Origin of the sequence: Rhodanobacter aciditrophus (genome assembly GCF_042679525.1) — a bacterium.
Classification (GTDB): Bacteria; Pseudomonadota; Gammaproteobacteria; order Pseudomonadales; family Marinomonadaceae; genus Marinomonas; species Marinomonas aciditrophus.
The window spans coordinates 133,040-156,191 of record NZ_JBHTMN010000003.1; the positions used below are offsets into that span (position 1 = coordinate 133,040).

A 23,152-nucleotide genomic window follows, 5' to 3' on the forward strand; every position below is an offset into this window, starting at 1 on the left:
AATTTCTCTCTCAAATCTAGTTTTGGTCAAGTATCAAGATATTAAAAAGCCGCGAACACCTCAACGGAAAACCGCTGTACACAGCTAATACCCACCATCATCTAAAAAAATATAGTTGGTGTTTATTGATATCTCACCTTTATAAAGAGAAATTTGGCACCTGTATGTCGTTTATTGATCCTGAGCCAAGACAAAGCGCTTAATGTCAGTGAATTCTTCATTAAATGGCTGTGGCTGTTTGGCGTAATGTCCTGCCTTACAGTCACTCAAAACAGTAAGCGCCTGATCAAAATACTCTTGCTTGTCTGTGACCACATTTAACCGGGTCGTTAGAGGTTGCCATAGGAGGTCTGCAAGGGATTTAGGGACAGACTTCTCTCCTTGAAAGCGCCAAAGGTCGGTTTTTTGATCGTAAGCGTAATAAGGCAACAGCTCTGTGCCGTGCTCCGCAATAAAATCGATGGCTTTTAGGATAAATTGGGCTTCACTGTCGTCGACAAAATAATTTAAATTGAAACGGACCCAGCCAGGTTTGACCAGCTTTTCTCCTTTCTTCAGAGCCAGTTGAATACGCTCTGATTCCGTCATATCAATCCCAAGCAACTGATGTCCATATGGGCCAGCGCATGAGCACCCGCCACGCATTTGAATGCCAAACAAATCATTCAACGCTGCGGTAATAAAACCATGGTGCAGATAACCCCTTGGGGTTTTTATCCGAAAGGCTGTGATGGTTAATCTTGAGGCACTTGGGTGACCCAAGCGTTCAATGTTTTCTTGGCCGCGCCAATGATCATCGATCAAATTGACAAGCGCTTGTTCTCGAGCCTCGATGGTCTCAGTACCCACCGCTTGTTTTAATTGAAACACCAAGCCTGCGCGAATGGCATCAATGATCCCAGGTGTACCGCCTTCTTCACGACGTTCCCCAACAGGTAGGAAAGTATGATCTTCTGGGGTAACGAAAGACACGGTACCGCCCCCCACATGGCTAGGGGTGGCGTTTTCAATGATGGCTTTTTTGACGACTAAAATGCCTGGGGTGCCAGGACCGCCTATAAACTTGTGAGTGGAAAAGAACATGGCATCTTTTGCAAACGCCGGGTTGGCTTCTGGGTTCATATTCAGTTCCACATAGGGGGCGGCAGCGGCAAAGTCCCAAAAAGAGAGGGCGTTGTAGCGGTGTAATAGCGCTGCGATGCCATCTTGATCGGTTAAAATGCCCGTCACGTTTGATGCGGCGCTAAAGCTACCAATTAGGCGTTTGTGTTGGTGTTGTTGCAGTTGTTGCTCTAATGAGGCTAAGCAAACCCCACCTTCTGGTGCCTCGGGGATGCGAATAACCTGCACCCCTAATTCACGCCACGGCAGCTCATTAGAATGGTGCTCATAAGGACCGATAAACACGCATACCTGTGCGGCATCCTCAGGATTCAGCTGGCGTAATCCCAATTGGCTAATGAGTGTGTTAATCGCTCCAGTCGCGCCGCTGCCACAGAAGATAACCAGATCTTCGTCACTGGCATTGACGGCAGTGCGAATTTGCTGGCGAGCTTGTTCCCGAAAAGCGGTGGTTTGCTGACCTGTGGCATTCGCTTCAGTATGGGTATTGGCATAAAGGGGCAGTACATGTTGACGGATAGCCTCTTCAATGAAGTCTAGGCTTCGGCCCGATGCCGTATAGTCTGCGTAGGTTAGCTTTCTTAAGCCGAATGGGGTGGTGATTTGGGTATCCTTACCAATCACACCATTACGAATACGCTCAAGTCGGGCTTCTGTATCATCCCATTGAGTGGCGGTTTGGGTAGCGTTTGAGTTCATCCCTTGTTCCTCTAGAGATGCGCCACCAGAGCGTTGGTTGTTACGTCTTAGGTAATGTCGGTAGGGGCAGTTGGGTGGTCCACTTGATCTGCTCCATTGCGAAATTAGACGTCACATCCGTCAAAGCTGTGGCACTGATTAATCGTTTATAAAATTGGTCGTAGGCGGGGATGTCTTTGACAAGCACCCGCAGCAAATAGTCGTATTCGCCTGCCATGCGATAAAACTCCATCACCTCTGGAAACTCAGAGACCACTCGAGCGAACTTTTCTGACCAGTTCACATCGTGCTGGTTGGTTTTAACTTGTACAAAAACAGACACCCCAAGGCCAAACTTTTCGGCATCCAGTAGCGCGACCCGTCGCTTAATATAGCCAGCGTTCTCGAGCTTCTGAACACGTCGCCAACAGGGAGTTTTAGACAGTCCAACCTGGTTGGCCATGGATTCGATTGAGATACTATCATCGCTCTGAATTAAGGCAAGTAGTTGCAAGTCTGTGTCATCTAGGTGCATTTTGTTCTACATTTTATGGTTTAATGGGAATTATTTTTCCAATTGTCGGCTTTTGGAGTTGCTCTTGCAACTGGGTTTCTCATTTAATGACTTTATGGGAATTAGTTACTTTGAAAAGTGGTGAAAATACTCTAAAAAATATTTGAAAATCCCCAAAAAAGACTCCAATTTCCAAGTAAATGCTTGTGGCAGCACAACGTCCTTCGTTACCCTGATGGCCTTTATCATCCAGACAGGGATTTATTATGAGTATTAGGCCTATAAGTGACTCCCTATGGCGGGACATTGAGCGAATTCAAGTACAGGCCTATTGCGATCTAGAACCGGAATCTCTAGCTGTGTTGCAGAGCAAATGGCTGCGTTCCCCTGAGAGCTGTTTTGTGTATCAAAAAGCCGATAAAACAGTAGGTTATCTGCTTGCCCACCGCTGGCATAGTTTGTCACCACCGAAGCTTTATCAAACATTACCGGAGGAGGTGTCCGGGGACATTTTGTTTTTGCATGACCTTGCCTTGAGCCAAGAAGCGGCAGGGGAGGGGATTGGCAGTAAGATGATTGAGTATTTGGTGGCGCTTGCAACGAAAGCAGACTATCGCAAAATTGTATTAGTGTCGGTGCAGGCGTCAGAACGCTTTTGGGGTAAACATGGCTTCCAAACCATTACCAGTGAGTCGGTGGATTCGGCTTATGGTGAAGAGGCTGCCTTAATGGTGCGCTCCTTGTAGTCTTATAGGCGGCAGATTTCTATTTAACAAAGAATTATCCTTGCCCAATGATTTGAGCTCTCGTAAAGTGGCGCCTAACTTAACTTAACCTGATTTACATCGACCGTGAAACGCTTTTCCCCTATTTTTTTGATCTTCTGCTGGCTGGCGTACTTTTCTGTACCCCTAGTCAATGCCGTGGGTCAAACGGGCCCACAGCGGATCGCAATCTGTACCACTTTAGGGGTTGAGACCTACTTTGTCTTTGATGACTCTACGTCTGATCGGGATAAAGCCAGTCAGCATTCCAGCTCTCATTCCTGCCCTTGTACGCACTTCTTTCTAGACACTGCCACAGTGCCAGTGTCTTTCTTTGGTGGCTTTAAAGCGTTAGCGGTTATATCGGCTCCTGTCACCCATTATGTTCCCACTCAACCCCAAGGCGTGTCTGCACGGGGCCCTCCTTCGTCTCTATTGTTCCGAGATTATTTAACACCAGCTTGATGCCCTAATGGAGTAGGGCATCACTTTTGTATGCTCGATTCACAGTAGGATTTTTGATGTTTACTTCGAAGGATTTTTATCGTTCTGTTTGGCGCTGGCACTTTTTTGCTGGCTTGTATGTGGTGCCGTTTTTACTCATGTTGGCGGTGACCGGTTTGGTAATGATTTTTGACCCCATTATTGAACGGGTGCAGCATGGGGATTTGTATCAGGTGGCGGAAGTGTCTGATACCCCATTAACCTATGAAGCCCAATATCAGCTGGTGGCGGACGCCTACCCAGCTAGCCCGATCCAGCGTTTGTATGTGTCCGATAACGCCAATGACGCCACGCGTTTTCAGGTGACGGTAGAGGGCGACACCCGTTCAGTATTTGTAGATCCCTACCAAGGAAAGGTACTTGGAGATATCAGTATTTCTGACTCTTGGTATGTGTGGGCTGATGACACCCACGGTACCTTTATGATGGGACTCACAGGGGATTGGCTGATTGAGATTGCCATTAGTTTTACGGTTTTGTTGATCATCACTGGGGTGTTTATGTGGTGGCCTAGAGCTGGCCAGTCAAAGTGGCGTGCAGCAACTCGCTTACAAGGGAAGGGGCGTACCTTTTGGCGTGATTTGCACAGTATTATTGGTGTCTGGGTTGCCGTGATTCTGCTGTTTTTTAGTATTTCTGGTTTGTCATGGACCAGTGTTTGGGGAGATAAACTGGTTCAAGCTTGGAGCACCTTTCCGATGGAAAATAGCGCTCGTAATGTCTCTTCCACCTTGACCCATGAAGACTTAAATCCCAAGGGGGTTAAGCAAATACCTTGGAACTTAGAGCAAGCACCTTTGCCAGAATCTTCCGTTGATAGCCACTCATCAGCCATCTTTGGAGAGGACACGATAACCTTGGATCAAGTTGTTTCGAACGCTAAATCTCTGGGATTCACTCGCTTTCAGTTGCACTTTCCCCAAGGGAAAACCGGTGTTTATACGGCCACTGCCAGTACCATGGGCAGGGACATTAACAATGCTTTGGACGATCGTACCGTCCACTATGATCGCTATTCTGGTGTGGTTGTTGCGGACGTAGGGTTCATGGACTACAACTGGTTTGCCAAGTCTATGGCCTTTGGTATTGCTCTGCATATGGGGCAATTTGGGGTTTGGAACTTGGTTGCCTGTACGCTGTTTTGCTTATCTGTGATCTTGCTGAGTCTGTCTGGGGTGGTTATGTGGTGGAAGCGTCGCCCAACCAATGCTCTGGCTGCGCCGCCTATGCCGAAGAACCTGAAACGTTGGAAGCATGCAGTTTGGCTTTTGCTGCCTATTTCACTGCTGTTTCCTATGGCTACCTTGGGCATTTTGGTGGTCTTGGTGGCCGATGGCTTGATTCTGCTGTGTGTTCCTAAGTTGCGTAGAATCTGGGCTTGATGCAAGGATGGAAACGCAGCATAAGTTAATGTGCTGCGTTTCAACTTTACCTAGGCGTTGGCTTGCTGAAGCTCTTGGCGAATGATTTCAGCCCCTGCATGGAGAGCTTGAAGTTTGCCTCGAGCAATGTCTCGCGATAGGGGGGCCATACCACAGTTAGTGCATGGGTAGAGTTTGTCTGCATCAACAAACTGTAAGGCTTTACGGAGGGTGTCTGCCACTTCTTCTGGGGTTTCAATAGTGTTGGTGGCCACATCAATGGCGCCGACCATGACTTTTTTGCCACGTACCAACTCAATCAATTCCATCGGCACTCGAGAGTTATGGCACTCTAGGGAAATGATATCGATAGCAGAAGCTTGTAGCTTAGGAAAAATCTCTTCGTATTGTCGCCACTCTGAGCCTAGAGTTTGCTTCCAATCGGTGTTGGCCTTGATGCCATAGCCATAACAAATATGGACTGCGGTTTCACATTTAAGCCCTTCAATGGCACGCTCCAGACAAGCGATGCCCCAGTCGTTCACTTCATCAAAAAACACATTAAAGGCAGGCTCATCAAATTGAATGATATCGACGCCTGCGGCTTCTAGTTCCTTCGCTTCTTCATTGAGGATTTTGGCGAATTCCCAAGCAAGCTTTTCACGGCTTTTATAGTGGTCATCATAAAGGGTATCCACCATGGTCATGGGGCCCGGAAGAGCCCATTTAATGGGTTGTTGGGTTTGTGAGCGTAGGAACTTAGCATCCGCCACAAACACTGGCTTTTGACGGGATACCTCACTGACTACCACGGGGACACTGGCGTCGTAGCGGTCACGGATTTTAACGGTTTTACGGTTTTCAAAATCCACGCCATGTAGATGTTCGATAAAAGTGGTTACAAAATGCTGGCGGGTCTGCTCCCCATCACTGACGATGGTTACGCCTGCCTGCTGTTGTTCTTGTAAAGCCACACGAAGGGCGTCTTCTTTGCCATGGGTGAGTGCGTCCCCTTCAAGTTTCCATGGGGACCATAGTGTTTCCGGTTCGGCTAACCAGGATGGCTTTGGCAGACTGCCTGCAGTGGATGTCGGTAAAAGTGTTTTCATCGGTAAATTTTCCATGCTAGTAAATTAAAGAGCGACTTGGGCTGACCACTGTTCTAGTAGAGTTTGGTAGGGCTTAATAAAGTGCTCTTGGGTGAACTTTCCTTGCTCTTTAGCTAATGCGCTTCGCTCCTCACGGTCGTACACGATTTGCGTCAAGGAGTGATCGCTATTGTTTAAATTAGGTTGATAACGCTTTCCAGCCACAGCATTGGCGTTATAAATCTCCGGACGATAGATCTTTTGGAAGGTTTCCATGGTCGCTATGGTGCTAATCAATTCTAGGTTGCTGTAGTCATTAAGTAGATCCCCTACAAAATAGAATGCCAATGGGGAAACACTGTTTGGCGGCATAAAGTAGCGCACCGACAGCCCCATTTTTTTGAAATACTCTTCTGTGAGAGAGGTGTCGTTTGGCTGGTATTCGTAACCCAATACCGGATGGTGGTTTTCGCTTCTGTCATAGGTCTTATTGTCGGAAACACTCAGACAAATAACGGGCGGTTTTTTAAATTGCTCTTGATAAGTGGGTGATTGGATAAAGCTTTTAAACAGTTTTCCATGGAGCTCACCAAAGTTCGCTGGCACGCTAAATTGAGACTGACCTTGATTGTGCTCTAGGAGCAGTACGCTGAAATCATAATCACGCACATAGGATGAGAAGTTGTTACCGACAATCCCATCTAATCGCTTCCCTGTTTGCAGATCTATGATGTTAGTTTTCAGCACTTCCATAGACGGAAAAGACGTGTCTTGGCCTGCGACGGCTAGGTTTACCGAAATGATCTCCAAAACCACTTCGTAACGGTTCCCCGTAGGATTGTCCCAGCTCGCCAGAGAGTTGAATCGGTTGTTAATCATTTTCAACGTATTGCGCAGATTTGACTCACGTTGCTTACCCCGAGCGAGGTTCGCAAAGTTAGTTGTAAGTCGGGTATTGCTCGCCGGTTGATAGTCTTTGTCGAAGCGTAAACGACTGATATCAAATTTAAATTCGGTATTCATAGTGGTCTGTTCTCCTTTCGATGCAGGTACAGATGGGCTGTTTTATTAGGCCCTAGGCAGCCCTTTGTTCATCCATGAGGTGTCATTGATTAGGAGAATTTATACGCGTCAGAACCTTTAAACAAAAACGTCTTTGCCTCAGTTTTCATTGAGTGAAATTCATTATTAAAAATTAATCATTAAAATTCCGTTATTTTTTGGTGTGCTTCTACCTAGCATCTTTCCACTTTTTTGCTAGGTTTTAATGAAAGCTCAAAGGTTTCATCTCCGTTTTTGAGCGGAGTACTTTGCGCGGCACTTCATCACCCTAGAAGGCAAAATAACGATGCATAACAAGGTTGCCCAGCAAGAGAACGGTTTTGAAACAGTATTTAGAGATTCCAAGGACGGCTTAGCGATCTTCAAAGGAGACATTTTTGTGGACTGTAATCAGTCCATGTTGGATTTGGTCGGTGCGACTCGTAAGGATCAGTTTGTTGGTTCTACGCCAATGATGTTTTCACCCATAATGCAACCTGATGGTCGTATGTCCGAAGAAAAGGCATTGGCCATGATTGGGCAATGTTATGAACAGGGCAGTGTTCGTTTCGAGTGGGTTCATAAAAAGCTAGACGGGACAGAGTTTTGGGCGGAAGTGCTGGTGACCAAGATGATCTTAAATGGCGAGCTCGTTTTGCATACTAACTGGCGAGACATTTCAGAAAAGAAAAAACTGGAATTGGAAACGCAAACCCAAAAAGAAACGTTTGAGACTTTATTTAATGAATCCGAAGATGGTCTTTGTTTGTTGACCACTGAGTATTATTTAGACTGCAATAAAGCCTTCACCCATTTATTTGCAGCGTCTGATAAGCAGGAGATTGTTGGTATTACTCCAGTGGACCTGTCTCCTGAGTATCAGCCTGATGGCCGAGCTTCTACTGAAAAAGCGGCAGAGATTATTCAAACAGCTTTTACTAAAGGAACCATTCGGTTTGAGTGGGTTCATAAGAAATTTGATGACACAGAATTTTGGTGTGAAATCATTCTTTTTAAGATCAATTTAAATGGCATAGACGCGCTCTATGCCATTACCCGAGACATTTCCGAGAAGAAGGCATTACAGCTTGAGATAGCAAAACAAAAGGACTCTTTTGAAACCTTATTTAAAGAATCGAAAGATGGGTTAAGCATCATTGCTGATGGTGTGTTTTATGACTGCAACGATTCCTTTCTGGAATTATTTGGTTATCCCTCTAAGGAGGAAGTCATTGGCCTTACGCCGTTGCAGGTATCAGCAGAGATTCAAGAAGACGGTGAGGCCCTTGAGACCGCCGCAGAGCGTCGGATTTCAACCGCATTCCGTGAAGGGTCTACGCGCTTTGAGTGGCATCATTTGCGCAAGGATGGTTCCAATTTTTGGGGAGAAGTGATTCTTACCAAAATCATGCTAAATGATGCAGAAGTGCTGTATGGCATCACCCGTGACATGACAGAAAAGAAAGCACTGGAAACAGAGATCTTTGAGCGAAACATAGAGCTTAAAGCCTCGAATGATCACTTAGAAGATACCATTGAACACTTGCAACAGACCCAGAAAAAACTCGTTGAAGCAGAGAAAATGGCCAGCCTCGGATCTTTGGTGGCGGGGGTTGCCCATGAGATTAATACGCCGGTGGGCATAGGTTTGACGGGAGTGACTCAATTAAAAGATGAGTGCAAAGCGATTCAAAAGCGTTATGAGCTTGGACTCTTGAATGAAAATGACTTTACTGAGTTTTTGGCAACCGCCAGTGAGATTTCCGACATCGTTAATAAAAACCTAGAGCGTACCGCCCATTTAGTGCGCAGCTTTAAACAAGTCGCAGTGGATCAAACCAGTGAAGAAGATCGCCGGGTGAATATCAAAGATTACTTTGATGAAGTGGTGTTTAGTTTGGGCTCTGTGTTGCGTAAAGCGAATGTTTCTGTGTCAGTAGAGTGCCCGCAGAATTTGAATGTGCTGACAAACCCTGGGCTGTTGTCTCAAGTGCTCACCAACTTGATACTAAACTCGGTGAAACATGGGTTCAGCCATAGAGGAAATGGCAACATTAATATTCTTGTGGAAGAGCTTACATCAGAGGAATTTCGAATCACCTATCGGGACGACGGTAAAGGCATCAGTGCCAGTAATTTACCTCGAATCTTTGATCCCTTTTTTACCACAGGTCGCGAGGATGGAGGAACAGGCTTAGGCCTGCATATCATTTACAACATTATTACCAATGCTCTAGAAGGCTCCATCGTTTGCCAAAGTGACGAAGGGAAGGGGGTTGAGTTTCTGATTCAATTCCACGTCACCGCGCGCCTGTGACAATCACTTAGGGTGTGTTTCACTCCCCGTGAGATCTGATTAGAATCCCAGTTACCTTGAAGGATGTTTTAAGTTAAGAGTGGGGAGTTATGGAAATAAAACGTGATGATTTAAGCGGTGGTGAGGTCATAGGCTTATTAGAAGAACATCTTGCTGATATGTATGCCACCTCGCCCCCAGAAAGCGTTCATGCGTTGGATGTGGAGGCGCTAAAAGCCCCTGAAATTACGTTTTATAGTGGCTGGATCGATGGCAAGCTGGCGGGCTGTGTGGCACTAAAAAGACTCTCTGAGTTAGACGTTGAACTGAAATCCATGCGCACGGTTCATGGCTTTCGTGGTCAAGGGGTGGCGTCTCAGTTGTTAACCCATGTATTGAATCAAGCTAAAGCAGCGGGTTATCGGGGGATTAGTTTAGAAACCGGCACCCAAGACTACTTTGCTCCAGCACGCAATCTGTACCAAAAATTTGGTTTTGAAACCTGTGGCCCGTTCAGTCATTACAAACTGGACCCTTGTAGCCATTTTATGACCATGGGGATTCAGCAGGAGAGCTAGTGTTCACCTGCTTGTTTCCCCTGTGATAGTGGATACCTCACTTATACTTTGAAACTGCCCACGTGGCTTTGTAGCGCTTGATACAGCTCTGAAATGTGTTTCGATTGTTGGTTTATGTTGATCGACACATCTTGTACCGCATTGGTTTGCTCTTTTAGTGAGACCAAATTTTCATTGATTTCATTGGCCACTTGAGATTGTTCTTGAGTGGCTTGAGCTGTTTGCGCCGCCATGCTTTCCACTTTTTCAAATGACTCATGCAGGGCATCAAAGATACTGATCACTTGATCAAAGTTTTCAGAGGTTGTCAGAGCATTGTCACGACTGCTTTGTGTGGAAGAGGAGGATGCTTTCACACTGGTGTTCAGTTGGGAGATCATCGCCTCAATTTCGTTAGTACTGTCTTGAGTGCGGGTGGCAAGGGTACGGACTTCATCTGCCACCACCGCAAAGCCTCGGCCTTGTTCACCTGCTCGTGCCGCTTCAATGGCAGCGTTTAACGCTAGCAAGTTCGTTTGCTCTGCGATATTACGAATCACCTCCAATACGGATGCGATCGCTTCTGAACTTTTTTCTAACTCGTTTGAGTGGGCTAAGGCTTGTTCTATTTCATTCACTAAACGAGAGACAGCTTGATGGGAGTTTTGGACTGCATCAATGCCTTGTTTAGTGAGATGATTTGAGTCCGTGGCCTCTTTAGCTGTCATGTTGGCAGCCCCCGCCATTTCTTGGTTAGACATATTCATTTCATGGCCAGCACTGACAATAAATTCTGAAGAGGTCACCAGAGAGTGTGTAATGTCTTTAGTTTGATCAGAGGCACTTTTTAATTGGGTGGTCATGGCTCCAAGGGCTGTGGATTGCTCTCCAATACTGGCGATCATCTTGCGCAAACTCTCAACGAAATTGTCGAACTCATTGGCCAAATCCCCCAGTTCATCTTTGGCTGTGGAGTTCATACGTTGCGTTAAGTCCCCATCACCTTCTGCAATTTCTCTGATTCGATTACTAAGATGCTGAATATTACGAGTAAGACGCAGGGGCACTAAATAGCCAAATACCAAGGCCGCAACAAAGGCAATGGCAATAATCACAATGGCTGCTGACTGGTAGCTGGCGATTTGTTCAACCGTTTTCTTTTCTATTTGGCGGGAGTAGTTTTGTACTCTTTCACCGGCTTGATCGAGCATGGTTCGGATGGCTTCAAAGCTTTCTTCCACCGCTGCCAGCTCAACAACTGAGGTTTGCATTTCGGCCTTATCATGTTCGTCCAAATAGGTTTGTGCCGCTTGTACCCATTCATTGAACTTCACATCGAAGGTGTCGTATTGATCAATGATCTCGGGTTCACTTTTGAGGTAGATTCGGTAAATATTGAAGTTTTCAATGACCTGAGCGGCATTACTGTGGAAGCTTTGTTCCGCCTCTTCATAGGTGGTTAGGCCATTGCGAGCGTGTTGAAACGCCAGTCTAGCTTGGTATAAATCCCGATCCGCATTGAGCACCGCGGAGATGGCCTCTAAGTGACGTTCGAGCTTGGCTTGGGTGAGCTCGTCTGCGGCATTACGAGTATGTGTTCGTAAGGATTCTCCAGCGTCATCTAGCATAGAGCGAATGTCTGAAAACTGCTGTTCAATAGCGATAACTTGAGTGGATCGAGTGCGTGACGAATTAGTCACATGGTTTAAGCGATCGCTGCGTTCCATCCATTGTTGAAACAGGTTATCGAATTCCGTAAATGGCTCGACCAATTCTACAGGCTCATCTTGGAGGTATTGGCGATAGAGCTGGAAACGATCAAATACTTGTTGAGCGTTTTCATTGAAATCTGCGAGGTTTTGTTCCGGATTGCCTTCTCCGGTGATTAAGCGTTCTTGTGCTAAACGGGCCTGATAAATGTCCCGGTCAGCATTCAGTACTTCTGAGATGGCTTCAAAGTAATGCTCTGCTTGGGTGCGCATGGCGTTGGATTGAAAGGCGCTCATGAGTACCATAAAGCCAAATAATCCCAATAAAATTAACGCCAAACAAACTATCGGGAGCATAACTTTTAATCGAATGGAGTGTATCCGCATAGCAAGATCCTTTGCTGAGTAATTATTTTTTAAACAGTCTAGGATACGTAAAGAATGTGTGCAAAAAACAGCCAGTTAAAATGCCAAATAAATTCAATGTCACCCAAAATTATGTTTTCTTGCCGTGGAAAGTCATACCATCCTCTTTCAATAGAAGGCGTTTCCCCCTTTGAAACAAGATTAATAGCTGAGAGTTGAGAGATGACATTACAGGATTTGTTGGATCACTTTAATCAAGGCCTACCGTTAAAAGCCGGTGATCCCGTTCACAAGGTATTAGTGAAATACAGTAACGAAGCCATGCGTATCACCGCAGAATTAAACTCGGCTTACCATGAGCCAGCTAAAGTCCGACAACTCATTTCCCGCTTAATCGGGAAAGAAGTTGATCGCACTTTTATGATGTTTCCACCGTTTAATTCTGATTTCGGCAAAAACATAACCCTAGGTAAAAACGTTTTTATTAATGCGGGGTGTAAATTCCAAGATCAAGGAGGGATTAACATCGGTGATGGGGCGTTAATTGGCCATAATGTGGTGTTGGCGACGGTTAATCATGGTTTAAATCCTGCTCAACGCCATTGGAATTTCGTTGCACCCATTACCATTGGTAAGAATGTCTGGATTGGCGCCAACGCAACGGTGTTACAAGGGGTGACCATTGGCGACGATGCGGTTGTTGCTGCTGGAGCTGTGGTGACCAAAGACGTGCCAGCAAGGACTGTCGTTGGAGGCGTGCCCGCTAAGGTGATTCGCCAGATCACTGAAGACGAGTTCCAATGATAAAAGGCGGGACTTCCCGCCTTGTTAGTAGGTTTGAATTTATAAGAACATGCCACCGGATGCTTCGATGCGTTGGCCCGTCATCCAGTGGGATTTTTCATTAAGTAATTGAGCCACCACTCGGCCAATGTCTTCTGGCAAACCTACCCGTCCTAATGCTGTGAAGCTTGCCACCATCTTATTCATCTCAGGATTATCACGTACGGCACCGCCACGGAAATCCGTCGCAATGGCGCCAGGGGCTAGGGTGTTCACTGTGATTGAGCGATCGCTGAATTCCTTCGCCATATAACGGCTCATCACTTCAACACCTCCTTTCATGATGGCGTAGCTGGCGCTGCCCGGTAGGCTAAAGCGCGCCAAGCCAGATGAAATATTTAAAATTGATCCCCCTTCATTGATCATGGGATACAAGGCTTGGGTTAAGAAGAATGGGCCTTTCAAATGCAGCTGGTACATTTCATCGAAGTCGGCTTCGGTGCTGTCTGTAATCATACTGTGAAGTCCAGTGCCTGCATTGTTGAATAAATAATCGATACTCGCCCGATTAAAGGTAGTGTTCAGCTCATGCTTTAGACGGGCGACAAAATTAGGAAAGGTATCTGTCTTTGAGGTATCTAAGGAAAGTGCTGCAGCATTAACGCCAAGCGCTTTTAAACGATTCACAACGTCTGATGCGGCATCCGCTTGGCTGTGATAGGTGATAATGATATCGACCCCTTCTTGTGCCAGAGCTTGTGCGCTGTGCTGACCAATCCCGCGGCTTCCGCCTGTAATAAGAGCAAGTTTGTTCATGGGTGTTTCCTCTGTATGTGAACGACAGGATCAGAATAGGCGGGATACTGTTCTTGATAAATGATCTAAAGTTGTTTTAACTGTTCTTGAAATGTGAACAGTTGAGGGTGTTATGGATACATTAGAGGCCATGAGGCGGTTCTTGGTGGTAGCTGAGACGGGCAGTTTTACCGACAGTGCAGATCGTTTAGATGTGCCTAAGTCCGCTATCTCCAGTTCAATTCAACGGCTTGAGAAGCGTTTAGGGATTCGTTTGTTTCATCGCAGTACTCGACGGGTCACATTAACGTCCGCTGGTGAGGATTATCTGCCTGAATGTCAACGGATTCTGAATGAATTGGAGCAATTGGAAAGTACCTTTCAGTCCGACGATCAAGTCATTAGAGGGGCGTTAAAGGTGGATATGGCAAACCGGTTTTTCATTTCTACCGTGTTGCCCCATTTAGCGGATTTTTTAGCGCAATATCCGCTGATTGATTTACGTATTCATACCTCGGATCAGCGAATTGACCCCATAAAAGAGGGCATTGATTGCTTGGTACGAGCGGGAGAGTTGACGGACAGTTCTCTAATCGCGCGGCCCCTTGGACGTTTCAATATGGTGAATTGCGCCAGTGCAGAATACATCGAAAAACATGGTCGACCAGAATCCTTGGAAGACTTACAGCAACACAAGTTGATTGAATACATGCCTGCCGGAAGTGATGTGCCAAGAGGATTTGAGTACGAAGCGGATGGACATACTTATTTAGTGCAGATGCCCACTTCGGTGACAGTGACTAATACGGATGCTTACCGTGCCTGCTGTCTAAAAGGATTAGGCATTGTGCAATTGCCTGAAAATGGCATTAAAGAAGACTTGTCCAGTGGTCGTCTGGTGGAAGTGTTACCTGAATTTCGACCCGGTTCCATGCCCGTGTCGATCTTATATCCGTCTCGCCGCTTGCTTCCCAAGCGAGTGTCGGTGTTTATGGATTGGCTGAGTACATTGATGCAGAAATGATAAGACGGTAAAGGTAAGCGTCAGCGTGTGAGCACGCTGACGCTGCAAGGGGTTAGCCTTTGGTCTTCAGCTCGTGAAGCTCTTCACTGAACCAAATTTTGCGCTTGAAGCGCGGGTTCTTGGAAGACATATCGATCTTGTATGGGTTGGCTTCTTGGGTCTGTGGCAGATCCAAAACATTGCACAACTCTTGGGCAAGCCATTTTTCCACTTTTAGCACGACCATTTTCTTACGCAGACGACCTTGCTCGTCACGGTTCAAAATGGTTGGCAGGGTGTTCAAGGTTAGAATTTCACCTAGGGCTGGATGAGCCATACGTTCACGGCCTTCGTTGCTGGCATAGAAATGAGATACAGCGAATACCATGCGTTCTGGGTTGATTTGCTTCAAGAACTGGCAAGATTTAATGATGGTGGAACCAGTGCGCACCATGTCATCAAACAAGACGATACTGGCACCGTCTAGACCCTCAAACGTATGCTCACTTTCTTTGTGCAGGGTAATATCCACTTTACGTTCATGGGTTCGTTCTTTGTCCAGCATGATGAACTTCGCCTTCGGCAGGCCAAGGGTATTGAACATCTGCTTCACGAAGTCACGGGCACCTTTGTCCGGTGCGCACAATACAAGACCTTCACCTTGCTCTCCGTAGTTTAGAATATCGGAGTTCAATAGGTAGTGAGCATAGATTTCGTAAGGGATTAGGTTGTGGAAGTTACCTTCAAAGACTTCGTTGAAAATCTTTTGTACTGAGTCTGAGTGATTGTGAATGGTCATCACAGTATCGACCCCAGACAGTTTCAGCATCTGCGCGTAGAGCTTTGCTGTAAAAGGCTGTCCATCAAATTTTTTGATGTCCTTGATGTCACGCTCAAAGCTTGTCTCTCCCAACTCTTTGTGGGGACCACGGTCTTGGGCGCTGTAGAATAAATCAGGCTCAACCAATACCACTCGGTCGGCACCGTTCTCTTTGGCGGCACGAGCAATAATGAAGTTTGCCATCGCCAGCTCTTGACGGCTTTGGATACGGCTTGTGGTGCTGACGATGATTACTGCTTTACCTTTCAGCTTGCGGCCAATGTTTTCAAAGTCTGTTTCATCAGAGATGAAGCGTGGGCAAAACTCTGAATTCATAAACTGCTTCATGCTGATGATATCAGCGATGTCTTCATGCTGACCCATGGCATAGGCAACATCAATGGCAAAAGGGTTATCAGAGGAGTTACTAACAACGACGACGTTAGTTGACTGGCTGGTCGACAAAGTCATGGAAGATCCTTTACGAGGGAAGTGGTGTTTCCGACAATTTTAATATGTGTGAGTGTTTTGTGGTAGGACATCTGCGACATAATTGACATCAATTCGCTTAATCTTGCTACGGATGCGCTTTTAATTCACAGATCGGCTATTATTTGCGCCAATACCGTCCCCCAATGATTAGGCCATGACAACGTGACAGACACCGAAAAAAGTACTTTCTCATGGGCCATGTGCCCTGACTGCCAAGGGCGTGGAAAACGCAGTCGCCGCTTGCGCAAAAAAGTACGGTTAGATTATCAAAAAGCCTTAGCTGCCTTTGAAAGTGGGGCGAGTGATCAAGAGCCTGAGCGGCCTAAAGGGCATTTAGAGTCCTGTGCTGCCTGCGCGGGCTCAGGTCTTGTCTCAGTCACCAAGCCACTGGCTGTTAATTCAGAGCAATATCCCCATGTGGCCATCATTGGAGGTGGTATTGGTGGAGTGGCTTTGGCGGTTGCCTGCCAGCATCGTGGTATTCCTTTTACCTTATATGAGCGAGACAGTGGTTTCGGCGTACGCTCTCAAGGTTATGGTTTAACCTTGCAGCAAGCCAGCCGAGCGATACAAGGTCTGGGGATCGAGTCTTTAGAAGATGGTGTCGTCTCAACCCGTCATATGGTGCATACCCCTGAAGGTAAAGTTGTCGCCGAGTGGGGAATGCGTAAATGGGTACAAGACGGTGGAGAGCGTAGTGCCGCAAAACGAACGAATATCCATATTGCTCGTCAATCTCTTCGTAAAGCCCTGATTGAACAACTGGGTGGCGACGAGAATGTCACCTGGAACCACCAGCTTATGTCCTACGAGACCGGTACAGATGGACAAATGTTGCTGACATTTGATCATCAAGGGCAACAAAAAACCGCCACAGCAGATCTTATTGTGGGGGCTGATGGCATCCGTAGTGTGGTGAGACGCCAATTGATCGGCGATGAAAAAACACCTTTGCGTTATCTAGGGTGCATTGTGATCTTAGGGATCTGTGCCTTGGCCGATCTTGGGGATCTACAAAGTGACCTTCTAGACAAAGCGACCGTCTTTCAAACCGCCAACGGTAACGAGCGCATTTATATCATGCCTTATAAAGCAGACTCGGTTATGTGGCAACTGAGCTTTAGACTGCCTGAACAAGAGGCCATTGCCTTAAATGCTTTAGGGGCCGATGCTTTGAAAGCCGAAGCGCAACGTCGAACCCCTTGGCACGATCCCGTAACGCAGATACTGGCAGCGACGCCAGCCAGTTTAGTGTCCGGTTATCCTGTGTATGATCGAGATGCCTTAACCGCGCTGGATTTTGAACAAGGGCTTCAGGTGACCTTGCTAGGGGATGCTGTTCATCCTATGAGTCCTTTTAAAGGGCAAGGGGCGAATCAAGCCTTGCTAGATGCCTTGTCTTTAGCCCGGGCAATCACAACAGGTTGCTGGCCGCAATCCGGCTGGCGGGAGAAGGGAATACGTCAATCTGTGTTGGCGGAATACGAAGCTGAGATGCTGGCTCGAAGTCTGGTGAAGGTGGAAGATTCTGCCGCGGCTGCTGAGTTTTTACACTCGGACATTGTTTTGCATAAGGTAGATGAGCCCCGTGGCCGCAGTGTGAATCTGCAGCGAAAATCATCTTCTTAAAGGAGCGTAATAAAAACATGGCTATCAGATCTGCAAGTCTAAATGACTGGGAAAGTATTTGTGCGTTAGTTGATGCGGCATACTCGCCTTATATTGAAATTATCGGGCAAGCACCAGCTCCTATGTTGGCGGATTACCAGCGTTGTATTCAGTCTCAGCCGACTTTTGTCATAGAAGAGGAAAATGAAATACTGGGACTACTCGTGTTAGAGGTGTCTGAAAAAGGGTTTTACATTGAAAATGTCGCCATCAGCCCTATCGCTCAAGGGCGTGGCTTTGGTAAACAACTCCTCCTTTTTGCAGAGGCCTTTGGTGTAGAGCAAGGCTTTAGCAAGATAGAGTTGTACACCAATGAATTGATGTCTCAAAACATTGCTATCTATAACCACTATGGTTATCAGGAAACGGCACGTCTTGAGGAAGCGGGATTTAAGCGGGTGTATATGAGTAAGTCATTATCAAGAAGTACTCAAAATTAAACCCTGTTTGGTCGGAATTGATAGTAAAAACTCTCTAACTAAAATCAATTCCTTGGGGGCTTTTGCTAGCTAAATACTAGGGATTGGGTAAAAATAGTGAGATTGAGTTTAATTGATCCAGACACCACTCAGGGGAACAACATGGTAATGAAAGCAGCAGGAATCGGATTAGTCGCGTTGGCGTTAGTAGCATGTAGCTCAACACCAGAAGAAACCGCCAGTGCGCCGGTACCAGAATGTATTTTTGCGGATGGCTCTAACCAACCAGCTCCAAGCTGGGTCTGTGGTGGCCCTGTTGAAGGTTTAGAGTTGTCAGCTGTGGGTTACAGTGAAAAATCCGCTGCTGGACATAATTATATGAAACAGATGGCGGCAACGGCTGCCCGTGTTGAATTGGCGCAAGTGTTAAGTGTCGATGTGCAGAACATGGTGAAGCAATATGTTGAAACCACAGGGGCTGCGGATTCAGAAACCGTTGACCGTGTAAACAGCGTGGTGACAAAGCAGATCACAGAGCAGACCTTGATTGGCTCTCAGATTGTGCGTCAAATGCCAACCCCAAGCGGCGGTTTGGTTGTGCTTGTGGGATTAGACCCAGAGCAAGCGGAAAGCATGTCGGAAAGCATCTTGCGTACTTCAATGCGTAACAACGAAGCCTTGTTCCAAAAGATGCAAGCCGAGAAAAGCTTTGATGAACTGGCGGAAGAGATTGCTAAACGCCGTTATTAAGCTTGAGATACTCGATAGAAAGCCGCTCCAATGCGGCTTTTTTGTGCCCATACATAAGGAGATGGTCACCGATGAGAGACGAACTTAGAGCAAAAATTATCGCTGTCTGTGATCAGAAAATAGCGGCGAAAGGTGACAATGTTGGGGTGTCATTTTATGCTTTTTTCGCCAATAAAAACGACGATCCCCAAAGACTGATGGAAGTGGCCACTTGGTGGATCCAAACCCATCAGCTCGATCACTTTGTCAAAGCCCGTATCATTAAAGAGATGGTGGAGCAGGGGCTTTAGAGCGCTTTCTTTAGCCTTCTTCAGGGAAGATGGGGGTTGGTTTTTTGTGTTCATCGATGGCGACGAAGTTGAAATGCCCCGTGATGGCCTTTTCTCGTTTGTCGCTGTAGAGTTCTTCCAGAAAAATAGTCACTTCGACTTTTAGCGAGGTGCGACCCACATGCACCACTCGTGCGACAAGTTCCACTAAAATACCCGAAGGAATAGGGCGTTTGAAATCCACTTGCTCAGTTGAGATCGTAACCACTGGTTTACGGGCAAAGCGCGTGGCGGCAATGTAAGCCACTTCGTCCATCCATTTGAGGGCTTCACCGCCAAAAAGCGTGTCATAATGATTGGTAGTGCTAGGGAAAACCATTTTCGAGACGCGGGTTTCAGAAATCTCTTCGCGTTTTTGTATTAGAAGTGTGTTCATCATGACGAGTCGTATCTCTTTTAAAGCGTTAGGTTTACTGTTGCTGTTAGTGCTGAATGGCTGTGACAGTCGTTATCAAGCACAAACCATGTTTGATGCCTATGTAAACGATTTAAACCGATCGAATCGAGTATCGATTGAGTTGGGGTCAAAACCTGAGTTGTTGCCTTTGCCGGCACTGCGGGAGCGAAAAGCAGAGCTGAGCCAGTTTGATGTGGGGTTATTAGATTTTTTATCACTGCAACGTTGCGAGGTTGGCGCCCTCGCAGGCCAACGCAATAGTATACTTGGCAAGGTCATGGCGACAAGTCAGCGGTTTGTTTATGAGCTTGAAATCATCCGTGCAATTCAAAGTTGTGACATCGAGGACGAGGAATTACGAACAACCCTTGCCCATGTGGCCATGGTGAAAACCAAGGAGTTGCCTTTAGCATTTTCAAACATGTTGTGGGCCGGGGAAGAAACCAGCACCTTCTTTAGTCTTGCGAACGGCTATGTCCCCACGTCTCCGGAAGCCTCCCAATACCAGCAGCTTATTATCGCCCTGCAAACCTTAGCAAGTATTGAGTCAAACCTAGCGGATGTGCCCAAGGTCACCAGTGAACAGGTGGAAGGGCAAATGAAAGCGGTCTATCAGAGCGAATACTTAGGTAAATGGTTGTACAGCGTGAGTTATATAAGCTGGTATCTAAATGCCGTGAGTGATCAGATTGAGCGCTTGGCATTTGATGAAGCCGTATGCGGTGCGCCGATACAGTTTTTAAAGCAACAGTTTGAAGCCCACTACATTGATCGTCTGCAACCCTACATGGCTCGAATCAATCGTGGGGCCTACCAAGTGTTACCCCTAACGGAGCAACTTATTAATAGTAGTCCTCTTGAGAGTCCCAGCTGGCGTAGTTTCATACAGCAGTTTTCGATGACATCAGAGTCGGCCCCTTGGCAGCACTATTTGGCGGCGTCCCGACGTCATGGCCAAGCTTGGAGTCGGCTGTTTGCCTTGTGTCGACAGGAGCCGGGCTAGGCGCGGGTAGAAATGAGGTTGTCTAATGCTTCTACAGCGTCGTAAGCAGCAGCTGGACCTTCCGCTAAAGGCTCTTGGCTAAGGGCTTTCAATAGGGCGATATTAGCACCTGGATTGGCGCTGATTTGACTAGAAAATTGGATCGGGCGTGTCACCGCATGGGGCTGGTGTTGGTTCAGAGTGTCGGCTTGCTCCCTTAGGCTTGGACCCGGTTGCGTAAACAAACTCATAAACAAAGCAAAGTTAGCACTGCCGGAGACTTTTCCACCGGGGCGTACTTCACTTGTTAACTGGGTTTCTAATACGTCTCTAATGTTCATAAGGTGCCGTCTCACTGGATAAATAGCTTATCGGCGGTTGAGCATTTTCTTTAATTAAGCCAACGAATTAAATTAAAGTTTTTTATAGACGAAACGTTAAGAAGGGTATTGAATAGTAGACTAATTAGTCAAAAAATAGACAATTTTATGTCTATACTATCGGGCATGGCCTTTCCTCAAGTTTGATTCCGTTATGCTGTTGGATTTCTTGAATGCACAATATTGATGAGCTGATTGAAAACGTTAGACAGAACGAGCAGATCGCGTTGAAGTTTTTCGACATCGAACGCTGCATTCTGTCGATTGGTCGTTGTGATCAGTTTGTTTCCACACTGACAAAGGAAGTTCAAAAACAGTTCAATGTGCCTTTTGTCTGGGTCAATCTAATCAATGAAGCTCCTTTGGCGCACCTGATCGAGACCTTAGAAAAAACCAGTGGTTTAAAAGACCGTGTGCTGTTCACCCGACGCAGTGCCATGGTGGATGCCATTGGCGCGGGTAATAGAACCGTCTTAGTCAATGATAACGTTGGTCGTTACTGGGAAGTGATTCCCCAATCTTACCGATCCATTATTGGTTCCGTTGCCATTTCCCCTTTGACCATTGACGGGGAGCTGGTGGGCTTGTTTTGCCAAGCGGATCAAGATCCCCACCGTTACGATCCCCATGTAAAAGACACTTTTCTATTGGATCAACTGTCCATCAAGATTTCTATCTGCCTGAGCAATGTGACGGCCAGAGAAAAACTCGAATATCTCGCCACCCGAGACCCACTAACGGGGCTATTGAACCGCCGTCAGTTGGAGCTCATGTTAGATCGAGAATTCGCCCGTTGTAAGCAGTCTGATCGAGATCTGACCGCTGTCTTCATTGATTGTGATGCATTTAAGTCGATTAACGATACCTTAGGACACAATTGTGGCGATGAAGTGCTAGAATACATAGCGAAACGCCTGTTGAAGCATGTGTATAAGCAAGGTTTAGCGTTCCGGTTTGCAGGGGATGAGTTTGTGTTTGTGATGCCTGGTAAGAGTTACGAGCAGGCCATAGACATTGCAGAGTCGATTCACGACTATTTACAAGCGAACCCGCTGCGCTACAAAAACAACTTGGTGCCTATTACCATCAGCTATGGTGGTGCCAGTGTTTTGTCCGATTCGCCGACCAGCTATAAGCAGCTACTTAAGCTCGCGGATGAGCGCCTCTATAACTACAAAAACAATCGTAAGCGATCTGTTCCCACAAAAGTCTTCAAGTTTCTCAACAAAATTCGCTGATCTGTAATTTTATTACACATTTGGGCGCTTAAATTTTTATTTCAGGTGTTTTCGCGAGCTTTTTCGTTGTAAAATTTCAAAAAAATTAGAAAACCAAGAGGTTATATATGTCTCACGCTTTGATTGCGGATTTGGGCGGCACAAACGCTCGTTTTGCCTTGGTGCCAATCAATCAGTATCAGCCACAAGAAGTGCGAGTCTTCTCATGCAAAGAATACGAGAGCTTCTTTGATGCTGTGTCGACTTATGTAGAGCAGTGCAGTGTGGACTTTGATTCTATCGACGCCATCGTGTTGGCGATCGCAGGTCCGGTAAATCAAGAAGTGATTCGTTTTTCTAATAACCCTTGGCACTTCACTCGCCAACAGGTTCAAGAGCACTTTGGATTAGACAAAAAGATTGCTTTCCTAAATGATTTTGATGCCATTGGTCACAGTTTAGAAGTCATTCCAGAAAGTGAACTGGAAGTGATTGGTGATCAGACTGAAGTCGATCCCAAAGCGGCATGCTGGGTGTTAGGTGCAGGAACTGGTTTAGGCGTGGCATGTGTTGTACCGCAAGATAACGGCGCTAATATTGTTCTTCCTGGAGAAGGTGGTCATGTTGACCTGTCTACTTGCAGCGACCAAGAAGATTATATCCTGCGCTTTTTGCGTGAGCGTCATAAGCGTGTTTCCGCTGAACGTGTTTTGTCTGGCATGGGACTGGAAAATATTTACGAAGCGCTTGCTCACCGTGAAGGTATTGAAAAGCGTTTAACTGCTCCTGAAATCGGTGAAGCCATTGAGCGCGGCGATGATCCAATCGCTCTGGCAACACTGGAACAATTTTTTGTTTTTCTAGGTCGAGTAACGGGTGATCTAGTATTGTCTGTAGAAAGCCGCGGCGGTGTGTACATTGCCGGCGGTATCGTGCCGCGCTACCTTAAGCACATTAAACGCAGTGCCTTTAGAGACGCGATGCAAGACAAAGGGCGCATGAAAGCCTTTGTAGCGCCCATCCCTACGTTTGTCGTTATGTCTGAATACCCCGGGCTGATGGGTTGTGCGTGTTACGCCGCCTATCTTGTGAATCAAGCCTAATAAAAGAATTGGAG

The 23,152-nt window shown here is 46.5% G+C and carries 23 protein-coding genes; 14 read left to right on the forward strand and 9 right to left on the reverse strand.

The window, feature by feature from the left end; genetic code table 11:
• Positions 1 to 171 precede the first annotated feature (171 nt).
• On the reverse strand, positions 172 to 1,821 hold the full coding sequence (locus ACFQ45_RS01315) for an aminotransferase class V-fold PLP-dependent enzyme (RefSeq protein ID WP_377364528.1): 1,650 nt from the start codon (positions 1,819 to 1,821) through the stop codon (positions 172 to 174).
• A 40-nt stretch (positions 1,822 to 1,861) separates the two neighbouring features.
• Positions 1,862 to 2,335, reverse strand: a complete 474-nt coding sequence (locus ACFQ45_RS01320) for an Lrp/AsnC family transcriptional regulator (RefSeq protein WP_377364530.1) — start codon at positions 2,333 to 2,335, stop codon at positions 1,862 to 1,864.
• 245 nt (positions 2,336 to 2,580) lie between these two features.
• Here ACFQ45_RS01320 and ACFQ45_RS01325 point away from each other — a divergent pair, with 245 nt between their 5' ends.
• The 3 genes from ACFQ45_RS01325 (at position 2,581) to ACFQ45_RS01335 (ending at position 4,964) form a co-directional block, all read left to right on the forward strand.
• A complete protein-coding gene (locus ACFQ45_RS01325; protein WP_377364532.1) occupies positions 2,581 to 3,060 on the forward strand; it encodes a GNAT family N-acetyltransferase in 480 nt (159 codons plus the stop codon).
• A 105-nt stretch (positions 3,061 to 3,165) separates the two neighbouring features.
• Positions 3,166 to 3,543: a hypothetical protein gene (locus tag ACFQ45_RS01330; RefSeq protein ID WP_377364534.1), complete on the forward strand. Its 378-nt coding sequence runs from the start codon at positions 3,166 to 3,168 to the stop codon at positions 3,541 to 3,543.
• 56 nt (positions 3,544 to 3,599) lie between these two features.
• Positions 3,600 to 4,964: a PepSY-associated TM helix domain-containing protein gene (locus ACFQ45_RS01335; protein ID WP_377364536.1), complete on the forward strand. Its 1,365-nt coding sequence runs from the start codon at positions 3,600 to 3,602 to the stop codon at positions 4,962 to 4,964.
• 50 nt (positions 4,965 to 5,014) lie between these two features.
• Here the strand turns inward: ACFQ45_RS01335 and ACFQ45_RS01340 are convergent, their stop codons facing one another.
• Both ACFQ45_RS01340 and ACFQ45_RS01345 read right to left on the reverse strand, forming a co-directional pair.
• Positions 5,015 to 6,052 carry a methionine synthase gene (locus ACFQ45_RS01340; RefSeq protein WP_377364537.1) on the reverse strand — a complete coding sequence of 346 codons (1,038 nt, stop codon included), beginning with the start codon at positions 6,050 to 6,052 and terminating at the stop codon, positions 5,015 to 5,017.
• A 24-nt stretch (positions 6,053 to 6,076) separates the two neighbouring features.
• Complete coding sequence (locus tag ACFQ45_RS01345) at positions 6,077 to 7,054, reverse strand: DUF1852 domain-containing protein (RefSeq protein ID WP_377364539.1); 978 nt, start codon at positions 7,052 to 7,054, stop codon at positions 6,077 to 6,079.
• A 325-nt stretch (positions 7,055 to 7,379) separates the two neighbouring features.
• Here ACFQ45_RS01345 and ACFQ45_RS01350 point away from each other — a divergent pair, with 325 nt between their 5' ends.
• On the forward strand, positions 7,380 to 9,389 hold the full coding sequence (locus tag ACFQ45_RS01350) for a PAS domain-containing sensor histidine kinase (protein ID WP_377364541.1): 2,010 nt from the start codon (positions 7,380 to 7,382) through the stop codon (positions 9,387 to 9,389).
• An 89-nt stretch (positions 9,390 to 9,478) separates the two neighbouring features.
• Positions 9,479 to 9,946 carry a GNAT family N-acetyltransferase gene (locus ACFQ45_RS01355; protein WP_377364543.1) on the forward strand — a complete coding sequence of 156 codons (468 nt, stop codon included), beginning with the start codon at positions 9,479 to 9,481 and terminating at the stop codon, positions 9,944 to 9,946.
• A 41-nt stretch (positions 9,947 to 9,987) separates the two neighbouring features.
• Here ACFQ45_RS01355 and ACFQ45_RS01360 read toward each other — a convergent pair whose 3' ends face one another.
• Complete coding sequence (locus ACFQ45_RS01360; protein WP_377364545.1) at positions 9,988 to 11,991, reverse strand: methyl-accepting chemotaxis protein; 2,004 nt, start codon at positions 11,989 to 11,991, stop codon at positions 9,988 to 9,990.
• Positions 11,992 to 12,222: 231 nt separating this feature from the next.
• Between ACFQ45_RS01360 and ACFQ45_RS01365 the strand changes: the two genes are divergently transcribed.
• Complete coding sequence (locus tag ACFQ45_RS01365; protein ID WP_377364546.1) at positions 12,223 to 12,804, forward strand: DapH/DapD/GlmU-related protein; 582 nt, start codon at positions 12,223 to 12,225, stop codon at positions 12,802 to 12,804.
• 39 nt (positions 12,805 to 12,843) lie between these two features.
• Here ACFQ45_RS01365 and ACFQ45_RS01370 read toward each other — a convergent pair whose 3' ends face one another.
• Positions 12,844 to 13,599 carry an SDR family NAD(P)-dependent oxidoreductase gene (locus ACFQ45_RS01370; protein ID WP_377364548.1) on the reverse strand — a complete coding sequence of 252 codons (756 nt, stop codon included), beginning with the start codon at positions 13,597 to 13,599 and terminating at the stop codon, positions 12,844 to 12,846.
• A 112-nt stretch (positions 13,600 to 13,711) separates the two neighbouring features.
• Here ACFQ45_RS01370 and ACFQ45_RS01375 point away from each other — a divergent pair, with 112 nt between their 5' ends.
• Positions 13,712 to 14,602 (forward strand): LysR family transcriptional regulator, encoded by an 891-nt coding sequence (locus tag ACFQ45_RS01375; RefSeq protein WP_377364550.1) that lies wholly within the window; start codon positions 13,712 to 13,714, stop codon positions 14,600 to 14,602.
• A gap of 52 nt (positions 14,603 to 14,654) precedes the next feature.
• On the opposite strand, the gene ACFQ45_RS01380 is transcribed toward ACFQ45_RS01375, so the two are convergent.
• Entirely contained in the window at positions 14,655 to 15,872 is a 1,218-nt protein-coding gene (locus ACFQ45_RS01380; protein WP_377364552.1) for a ribose-phosphate diphosphokinase, read from the reverse strand.
• A 183-nt stretch (positions 15,873 to 16,055) separates the two neighbouring features.
• Between ACFQ45_RS01380 and ACFQ45_RS01385 the strand changes: the two genes are divergently transcribed.
• From ACFQ45_RS01385 to ACFQ45_RS01400, 4 genes are all read left to right on the forward strand, one after another.
• Complete coding sequence (locus tag ACFQ45_RS01385; protein WP_377364554.1) at positions 16,056 to 17,522, forward strand: FAD-dependent oxidoreductase; 1,467 nt, start codon at positions 16,056 to 16,058, stop codon at positions 17,520 to 17,522.
• A 17-nt stretch (positions 17,523 to 17,539) separates the two neighbouring features.
• Positions 17,540 to 18,001 carry a GNAT family N-acetyltransferase gene (locus tag ACFQ45_RS01390; RefSeq protein WP_377364556.1) on the forward strand — a complete coding sequence of 154 codons (462 nt, stop codon included), beginning with the start codon at positions 17,540 to 17,542 and terminating at the stop codon, positions 17,999 to 18,001.
• A gap of 96 nt (positions 18,002 to 18,097) precedes the next feature.
• The gene (locus ACFQ45_RS01395) at positions 18,098 to 18,730 is read left to right on the forward strand and encodes an LPP20 family lipoprotein (RefSeq protein ID WP_377364558.1); all 633 of its coding nucleotides are present in this window, start codon (positions 18,098 to 18,100) and stop codon (positions 18,728 to 18,730) included.
• A gap of 71 nt (positions 18,731 to 18,801) precedes the next feature.
• Positions 18,802 to 19,020 carry a DUF6500 family protein gene (locus tag ACFQ45_RS01400; protein ID WP_377364560.1) on the forward strand — a complete coding sequence of 73 codons (219 nt, stop codon included), beginning with the start codon at positions 18,802 to 18,804 and terminating at the stop codon, positions 19,018 to 19,020.
• Positions 19,021 to 19,030: 10 nt separating this feature from the next.
• On the opposite strand, the gene ACFQ45_RS01405 is transcribed toward ACFQ45_RS01400, so the two are convergent.
• Positions 19,031 to 19,438 carry an acyl-CoA thioesterase gene (locus ACFQ45_RS01405; protein ID WP_377364562.1) on the reverse strand — a complete coding sequence of 136 codons (408 nt, stop codon included), beginning with the start codon at positions 19,436 to 19,438 and terminating at the stop codon, positions 19,031 to 19,033.
• Here ACFQ45_RS01405 and ACFQ45_RS01410 point away from each other — a divergent pair.
• Positions 19,437 to 20,459: a DUF3080 family protein gene (locus ACFQ45_RS01410; RefSeq protein WP_377364564.1), complete on the forward strand. Its 1,023-nt coding sequence runs from the start codon at positions 19,437 to 19,439 to the stop codon at positions 20,457 to 20,459. The genes ACFQ45_RS01405 and ACFQ45_RS01410 overlap by 2 nt on opposite strands.
• Here ACFQ45_RS01410 and ACFQ45_RS01415 read toward each other — a convergent pair.
• Positions 20,456 to 20,779: a hypothetical protein gene (locus ACFQ45_RS01415; protein WP_377364566.1), complete on the reverse strand. Its 324-nt coding sequence runs from the start codon at positions 20,777 to 20,779 to the stop codon at positions 20,456 to 20,458. The two genes, ACFQ45_RS01410 and ACFQ45_RS01415, sit on opposite strands and share 4 nt — an antisense overlap.
• Before the next feature lie 212 nt (positions 20,780 to 20,991).
• Between ACFQ45_RS01415 and ACFQ45_RS01420 the strand changes: the two genes are divergently transcribed.
• Positions 20,992 to 22,056, forward strand: a complete 1,065-nt coding sequence (locus ACFQ45_RS01420; protein WP_377364568.1) for a GGDEF domain-containing protein — start codon at positions 20,992 to 20,994, stop codon at positions 22,054 to 22,056.
• Between the two features lie 107 nt (positions 22,057 to 22,163).
• On the forward strand, positions 22,164 to 23,138 hold the full coding sequence (gene glk / locus ACFQ45_RS01425) for a glucokinase (protein ID WP_377364570.1): 975 nt from the start codon (positions 22,164 to 22,166) through the stop codon (positions 23,136 to 23,138).
• The last annotated feature ends 14 nt before the right edge of the window (positions 23,139 to 23,152 follow it).